8 protein-coding genes are annotated in these 7,965 nt (G+C 40.6%); 3 read left to right on the top strand and 5 right to left on the bottom strand.

From position 1 onward, the window contains the following. Nucleotides 1–42: 42 nt before the first annotated feature. On the bottom strand, nt 43–561 hold the full coding sequence (locus BUB37_RS20830) for a YceI family protein (protein WP_072995939.1): 519 nt from the start codon (nt 559–561) through the stop codon (nt 43–45). A gap of 141 nt (nt 562–702) precedes the next feature. On the opposite strand from BUB37_RS20830, the gene BUB37_RS20835 reads away from it, so the two are divergent. Then, on the top strand, nt 703–1,041 hold the full coding sequence (locus BUB37_RS20835) for a hypothetical protein (protein WP_072995941.1): 339 nt from the start codon (nt 703–705) through the stop codon (nt 1,039–1,041). A gap of 63 nt (nt 1,042–1,104) precedes the next feature. Here the strand turns inward: BUB37_RS20835 and BUB37_RS20840 are convergent, their stop codons facing one another. After that, nucleotides 1,105–1,572 (bottom strand): arsenate reductase family protein, encoded by a 468-nt coding sequence (locus tag BUB37_RS20840; RefSeq protein WP_072995943.1) that lies wholly within the window; start codon nt 1,570–1,572, stop codon nt 1,105–1,107. Between the two features lie 254 nt (nt 1,573–1,826). Here BUB37_RS20840 and BUB37_RS20845 point away from each other — a divergent pair, with 254 nt between their 5' ends. After that, the gene (locus BUB37_RS20845; protein ID WP_072995945.1) at nt 1,827–2,177 is read left to right on the top strand and encodes a hypothetical protein; all 351 of its coding nucleotides are present in this window, start codon (nt 1,827–1,829) and stop codon (nt 2,175–2,177) included. A gap of 128 nt (nt 2,178–2,305) precedes the next feature. Further along, nucleotides 2,306–2,638 carry a hypothetical protein gene (locus tag BUB37_RS20850; protein ID WP_212635339.1) on the top strand — a complete coding sequence of 111 codons (333 nt, stop codon included), beginning with the start codon at nt 2,306–2,308 and terminating at the stop codon, nt 2,636–2,638. A 629-nt stretch (nt 2,639–3,267) separates the two neighbouring features. Here the strand turns inward: BUB37_RS20850 and BUB37_RS21395 are convergent. The 3 genes from BUB37_RS21395 to BUB37_RS20870 form a co-directional block, all read right to left on the bottom strand. Beyond that, nucleotides 3,268–4,406, bottom strand: a protein-coding gene (locus BUB37_RS21395) for an IS3 family transposase (RefSeq protein ID WP_244526917.1) whose coding sequence is annotated in 2 segments (ribosomal slippage) — nt 3,268–4,145 and nt 4,145–4,406 — 1,140 coding nt in all. Because the reading frame shifts where the segments join, the coding sequence is not laid out codon by codon here. Between the two features lie 119 nt (nt 4,407–4,525). Next, on the bottom strand, nt 4,526–4,993 hold the full coding sequence (locus BUB37_RS20865; protein ID WP_072995951.1) for a hypothetical protein: 468 nt from the start codon (nt 4,991–4,993) through the stop codon (nt 4,526–4,528). Between the two features lie 97 nt (nt 4,994–5,090). Next, nucleotides 5,091–6,695, bottom strand: coding sequence for a colicin D domain-containing protein (locus tag BUB37_RS20870; RefSeq protein WP_072995953.1), 1,605 nt, complete (start codon nt 6,693–6,695; stop codon nt 5,091–5,093). Nucleotides 6,696–7,965: the final 1,270 nt, after the last annotated feature.

A 7,965-nucleotide genomic window follows, 5' to 3' on the forward strand; every position in this document is an offset into this window, starting at 1 on the left:
GACGCGGGCACCCATACGTACGGGGGGTGCGGTGGGGCAAGGTTATGGAAGGGACAGGACGATCCCAACCTGCACCAGGTTTTTATTCCGGTCCTTGTTGATTTCGATACCAAAATCAGAGCTAAAGAGGGTAGTGGTACCCACGAGGCGCTTGCCGTCCCGTTCGAATTGAAAGACGATGGGCTTCGTGATGCCCTTTAGGGTCAGACGGCCCTTTACGAGGTAGTTGCCCTCGTCCGTTTCGGAAATATCGGTGCTTTCGAAGTGGATTTTCGGGTAGGCATCGGCATGGAAATACTTTTTGCCCTTTAGGGACCAGTCCCTAAGAAAATTGCCCGTTTTCAGGCTTTCCACTTGTACGGATCCCGAGAATTTTGACTCCTTCAGGTTGCCGAGGTCAATTTCGGAAGTGGATTCAAAGCCCGAAATGCTTCCGTCTACCTCCTTGGAAACAAAAAGAAAGGAAATGTCGGCCGATGATATGGGCGTGGTGTCCTGGGCCCGGACCTCCGTTAAGACAAGGCCGGATACTAGGGCAAACAACACAAAGGATTTCAACATAAAACGAAGGATTTAGGTAAAGTTAAGGGATTTTTTTTTCGCTTTATCGAATTGTTTTGCCTTTCATCCCGAATACATACGATACCCATACCATACCAGGGGATATTTTATAAATTAGTAGGACACTATATGAAATTCCCTATGAAAAAATCACTTTTTAGGGGTATATGCCTGGTCTTGGCATGTGCCGCCTCATCTACCGCATTACGGGCACAGGAGAACGAGAAGAAGCACGAAGTGACCAAATACACGATAATGGAGCGCTTTGAGCCCGAACTGGTACTGACGCCCGAAGAGCGCGTACAGCTAAAGGAAGAGCGCGTGGCCGAAATAAGCAAGACAAAGGAAATTGTGGACACCTTGGACATTTCGGAAAGAAAAAGGGAAAAGCTCCTGAACGATATTTTAAAGAAGCCCTATTCGCCCCGTTTGTCGAGAACCATGGCCAAACTCGAATTTGAGGACGGGGACATCGAATAAAAAAAGCCACCTTTAAGGTGGCCTTTCCTTTTATGGTCCATACGCTACCTTCTGAAAATGTAACTATATAAAGGATTCGTCGGCAGTGGTGGAAGAGGTGGTAGGGGCCTCGCCCATATTCCTCTTTTCAAGTCCGGCCGAGTCGACCCCAAAAAACTGGAGCACCTCGGAGCGGCTCGTTACCTGCATGAATTTCTCCCCTTTGATGGCGATGGGCTTTTGGAGCAGGGCCGGATTGTTGTCGATCAGCTTCAACCAATCGTCGGTATCGAAATTGGCACTGCCGTCGTGGCCCATATCGGGCGTTTCGGCAGCGTCGGGGCTAAACAGTTCGCCGAGGTCCTTATCGAGACCCTCCGCGATACCCGCCCATACCGTATGACCCAAACGGGTCTTTGCGACATCAACGGTGCGCAGGGCACTGCGTACGCCCTGTACATAGCCCAATACCTGCTTGCCCAAATGCGATTCGGAGCTATAGATCAGGGTCAAAAGGTTTTTATCGGTGGCCAATACGTTCATTTCTTTCATAGGTTTCAGGTTATGGGCGAAGAATCGTCCCGTAGGTTTAAGAATTTATTTACAGTAGGCAAGGTAGGGTGAAGGGAGGATGATCGGGTGTCGAAAAACACTTTTTTTTGTCGCAAGTAGGTTAGGGCAACGATAAAATAATGTTAAACTCTGGTTTTCTGTACGATACCGAAATCGATATAGGTGTTTTTTTTGTAACTTTAAAGGAGTTCCCCGTTATAATTTCCTAGAATAGAACCCTAAATCGATATGCCATGGAAAAATTTAAGGAGAATCTTCATCTTTTGAGAGAAACGGACAGCAACGCCTTGGTCGTGCGTTTGGAACGAAACCAAAGGGATTTGATGCAGATGCGGAACAAGTTAAGATCCTATCGCTGTGAGCCCAAGACCTATAACCTGTTTGAACGGATCGAGGCCCTAAAGAGCGCCATGGAACGTTGTAACAAGGAGAACCGGGACGTGATCCAGGCCCTAAAGGAAGGTAGGACGGGCATTGGGGAGTATATCGATCAGGCCAAAAGGCAAATTTCGGAATTTAGGAAGCTGCATTCGAGTGTCGACGATTATTTGACCAATTGTTCGCACGGCGAGCTTCATTTGTAGAAAATGGGGCTACTAGGCCCTTATGTTGGTAAACGCCTCGTGAAATTAAAGTTAAATTATCGTTTAAGTACAGAAATAGAAGAAGTTAGGAATATATTTGCCGTGAAAAAATAAGAAAAGTAATGCATTTGAGCGGGAACACACTGACCGACATCGTCGAAACCAAGGACCACTATGTGCTGTTGCAGCGCTTGGGCCGCAACCGTAGCGACATCCACCAGTTTATGGCCAAGTTGTCGTCGTATATGGGCGAGCCCAGGACGCATGGCCAGTTTAAGCGGTTCAACCGCTTAAGGCAGATGGCCAAGGACTTGGTGGTATCGAACGAGGAAATCGGTTCGACGGTAAGGCACGGCCATAACGAATTTTATATTTCGGGCCTGTATCAAAAGCATCTGGCGCGTTTTAAAAGCTTTGCCCATGAGGTCTCGGATTACTTGGGGGAGCTAAAGGAAGGATAACGGGCGGCGCATAAGGCTGCCCTCATTTCCAAATATTCTATTTTACATAATATAAATTATAGTACAGATTGGTTTATAAGTATTTCTGATTCAACACCTTAGCTGTAAGCTATAATTCTATTATGTAAAATATCCCTCACGTTTATAGCCTTTATGCGAATTACGAACAGGGTCATCAACCTTTTTAATTTACGTAGCTTCAACATTTGTACACAGAAAAATCTTTTTCGAAAATTTCAAATTCTTAGAAACACCAGCGAGAAACCTTTCGGCTGTATCTATAATTAGCCGTTATGTAAAATTGCCGCTCGGCCAACAGCTTATTGCTTTCATAAAATCAAAATGCTCAGGCATTTTATTTTATACGCAATTCCCAGCCGCTTGGCCAGCGCCAAAAAAAGCAAAACCTTTTAGAATTTTTGACATATCGTATTTACGAGAAACTATCTGCCAGTAAATTTTTCACAAACTTCTCGCCAACTTGCCGCAACAGCTAAAATTTTCTCTGCGAGTAAAATTCTTAGCCCTTGCTAACCTCTCGTCCTGATTGAAACTTTTCTTTAGTTACTTCTAACATTATGTCAAATAGGATTTCAACATGGTAACCAGTAAGTGTAGCCTTACCCCTTTTAGGACATCGCTAAATTCATAAAATTATCATTAATGTTGTCTGTTTCGGGGAAGAATTCTTCCCCGAAACGGTTCCTGTATTCCCTGGGCGGCATATCCCCGATGGATGAATGGGGATGCCTTGTATTGTAATCCTCCATCCATTTTTGGGTCAGCGTCCTCACTTGGTGCAGGTCGTTGAACCAATAGGCATCGAGCACATCTTCCCTGTAAAACCTGTTGAGACGTTCCATATATCCGTTCTGCATGGGCTTGCCGGGCTGGATGAACCGCAGCTCCACCCGTTTGCTCCTGCACCATTGCGATAGAGCCTTGGATATGAACTCCGGACCGTTGTCGCAGCGTATGGTCTTTGGCAGGCCTATCTCTTCCCCCAATTGTGACAAGGTCTCCACGACCCTTATCGCCGGATAGTTAAGCCCCACATCCATGGCCAGGGCCTCACGGTTGCAGTCGTCCATCACATTGAACACCCTTATCTTCCTTCCATCGGACAGCACATCGGCCATAAAGTCCATGCTCCAGACCTCGTTGAGCTCCATCGGGACCTCCAATGGGTTCTTTGTCCTTGCAGGAAGCCTCTTCTTGTGCTTCCTCCTTAGTTTTAGGTTCATGGACCTGTAGACCCTCAAAACCCGTTTCCTGTTCCAGTTTCGGCCTTCGCGACGCAAACGCTTGTAATACACCTCGAATCCCCTTGTCGGCAGCTCTTCGGCCAGCCTGGAAAGGGCATCGACGACCTCGGTGTCGTCCCTTTTGCCATGGTAGTACCACATCGACCGGGCAAGGTCCAACACCCCACAGGAACGCGATACACATACCGAATAGGCCTCCTGGAGGTATTTGGCGCGCTGCTTCTTGTCGGAAGGCCCTAGAACTTTTTTGACAGTACGTCCTTGAGCATACGGATGTCAAGGCTGGCATCGGCGTACATCTGTTTGAGCTTGCGGTTCTCCTCCTCGAGTTCCTTCAAACGCTTCATATGGGCCACTTCCATGCCCCCGTACTTCTTTCTCCAATAATAAAAAGTGCTGGTGTCGATACCCATCTCACGGGATATATCACCCACCTTACGGCCCTGTTCGTTCTCTTTCAGTGCCTTGATGATCTGGCTCTCGGTAAACTTGCTTTTTTTCATGTGACAGTTAAAATTTAAAGTTAGAAAATCTGAATTTTAAACTGTCCTATTTTCAGGGAAGGCTACATTTTCAGGGAAGGCTACAGCATGAACAGTATTTCTTTTACAAAAAAATAGATTTAATAAAATTCATCTAAAATCTTACTAAGAATATAGTTTGCCATTTCAAAATTTTCTTTTTGTTCGTTAATTACCGCCATATCCTTTACTCCATGGAATAAGTTGTTCCTTAGACGATATATTATTAGAACTAGACCAAGAATTACTTCATTTACTTCAGATTTGTTTCCTAATAGAACGTCTTTGGAAAACTCTTCAGATTTTTTATTTCTGAAATACAAAAATGGGAAGCGATAATTCATTTCCCCATCAGTAACATATCTATTTTGGAAATATTTCAATTCCTCTGAAAAGTCTTTTATTTTATATTTTTTTGAGTTTATTCCTTCCTGAACTCGGTTAGGGGAAAAATTCATCCCACAAACCTTACTTTCAAATATATTCCAGATTAACGCGAAATCTTTTATACTATCGAGATCTTCATTGTTGAGGTCAACATTGAGTTTTTCATTTATCCATTGTAACATTTCTCTACCTTGTTTCGATTAACTTACACCAAAAAAACTACTGTTTCACAAATTACACTTCCCTTCCGTATTTCGTGATTCATTTTAACCACTTATATTAATTATCTTGGTTTAAATTAGGCAAATGTTGATGTCTTAGTAAAGATTCTTTTTGTTTATTGTTCACTTTCCAGCCGGACCATAATGTTTGATCATCCGGGTTAAAGAAAACATTTATCTGTGTTTGATTGTTGTAATAGTGTGTTGTCGGTTTTGGAAGAAAGTCCTGATAAGTACCCTTAAAAGCAATAGTGTTTTTGTCTTTTATATGATTCTCCAATTTTTCTTTCAGTGCATTGAGATTTTCTCGTGAGGAACTCTTAGGATTAGCTATACCAAAATCTGCCCCGTGATTATCCAAAGTATGTCGTAAATTGGAATCTGGAAATTCTAGTTTGCTTACATTTTTTGGAACTTTATTTCTAATTATGTTTAGTAGCCCTGTATTGCCAATTGCACCATCCTGATTTTTTAGGATTGATTTTATACCCGTCAGAAAATCTTGCGCTTCATTTTTTACATAACCCGCCATTTGCTTATATGGTAATGTTCCTCCCACTGAATTGGAAAACACTCCTGTTATAAAACCTCCAATTACCTGTCCTTTCTCATAAGGTGTTCCTGAGTCAAGAGTATTTACTGTTTTGTAAACATTATTAAATAGAGACGCAAAAACTGCTTCTGGATTGACGGAAGTTATCAACTCCCAAGCTTTTTTAATCATTTGACCGGGACTATTTATATTATTAAGGACGTACGTTGAAACTGTTTTTACTAAATCTATAGTTTCAACAATTGACAGTTCAATTCCATCTTGAAGCCCTCTAGCAAATGCCAAGATTGTTTCTGCTTCTTTTACAAGGATACGCGCAAAATTCTCTGAATTAATCCCAAGTCTTGTCATGTAGGCGTTTTGAAAAGTATATGGGTTAATAAGTTCTTTTGCCGTCTGCAGATAAGTGTAGAATAGAACTTGAGTAGCCTGTAAAGATTCTATAGAATTGAAACGTGAAGGTCTACCGGAATAATAATCTTGAAAAAATTTATCAAAAGAGGCTATCCCATACTTATGAAGTTCTATCATACTATTAAACTCTCTGGATCGATTCTGAAAAGCAGTAACATTTGCAATTCTTAAACCCTCTTTAGATCGTAAATAATATTGGTAATTTGATACTTTTGACTTTAAAACGTTGGCAGCTGGGTCTTTTGTTTTAGCTAGTTTTTTTGATAAACTTTGTGCAAATTCCATTTTTAAAGGATCTCTTCTAAGGTCAGATGGAGATGAATTTGGGTATACTGGGGCTCTTACGGGTTCATCAAATAATTGTAAAGGCTCCAGAGCTTCAATCATTGTTAGTCCAGTACTAGTTTTTGTGGTTATATAATTGTCAAGTTGAAAATAGGTCGCATAATAGTCTAGTGATTTTTTAAGTTCTTCATTTACTTGTGAAATGGTTTGAGTTGGATTTGGTGCTGATTTTGACTTTTTGCTTGTAGACTTCCCCCTATCATCTCTACCACCAACGCGACTAGCAGCTGCTGGTGTATTATCTCTTGAGTAACCATCAACATTTATTGGGTCACGACTAAAGTCATGTGACTCCTGAGAGAAAAATGAAATTGGAAGGAAAATAAATAATAGAAATAATAGATTTTTCATCAAGCAAATTTTTAAATTATTAATAATACTTGGGGGAAAAACTACGTGTAGGAAACAAACAGTGGGAAAAATAAATATATGAAAAATTAACAAGAAATAAGTTACTGCTTTTAGTGATTGATTAAAATTTGTAGTAAAATACCATTCCACACACATTACCACTTCGCTCCTACCGTCGCTTCGGGCAAAGAGTATTCCATTACCTTTTTAGAAGAAAGTTTTTAGAAAGAAAAAAAATCAATGAAGATTGTAACAACTTTCGCTTTTAATCAAAGCTCAAGTTACATAACGCGGAACATTATAGTACATTTTGGCACATGTCGTAAAACGGCGTATACCGTGTATTTGATATAATATCAGATATGACGCCTTTAGGTTCATATCGTCAGATATTATATCAAAGCCGTTTTACTGGAAGGCCTACGCTTCGTCTCGCCGAAAAATAAAATCACCCACCGGGTAATTTTATTTTCTCGCGTATGTCAAAGCCGTTTTACTGAAAAGTTTGTTAATATTCGTAAGCTATAATTCTATTATGTAAAATATCCCTCAACAATTTTCTGCTTATTCAAATTCTCAGCGGGGTCATGAAACTTTTAAAGCGGTATGCTGCGCATGGCGAAATAATTTATTTGTATCTATAATTAGCCGTTATGTAAAATAGCCGCATGCCAATGCGCTCGATTGCTTTTTAAAAATTTAAATACCTGATATGGCATTTATTTTTAAACACAATTTCCAACCGCTTTGCCAGCGCCAAAAAAAAGCTAGGTTTTAGATGTTATTGAAAATTTAGTGTATTTGAGTAATTGTAGATAATATTTTTTTCTACGCGATTCTCGTGGCATTCCATAAGAGCTTCAATTTTAAGAAAAATAAAATTCTAAGCACTTATTCTATTCTCGTTACTATTTAATCTTTTTTTAATTGTAACTATTAACATTATGTAAAATAGAGTTTCAACATTGTAACCAGTAGGCGTTTCTTTTATCTTTTTTTCTTGATAAAAAAAGAAACAAAAAAATCAAGGCTTACAGATAATTTTAGAAACAATGTACGGCTCAGTCGCTATATTCTAGAAAGCATACTGACTCTTATGTAGATACCCCAAATTTTAGGACAGTAAGTTTAATCATTAAATTTACTGAATATGACACGAAGAAAATTCACATCGAAATTCAAGACCAAGGTAGTATTGGAAGCCTTGAAAGAGCGGCATAGCCTTGCGGAACTGGCCCAGAAATACCAAATACATCCGACACAGATCAGC

Source organism: Pseudozobellia thermophila (genome assembly GCF_900141855.1).
Lineage (GTDB): Bacteria > Bacteroidota > Bacteroidia > Flavobacteriales > Flavobacteriaceae > Pseudozobellia > Pseudozobellia thermophila.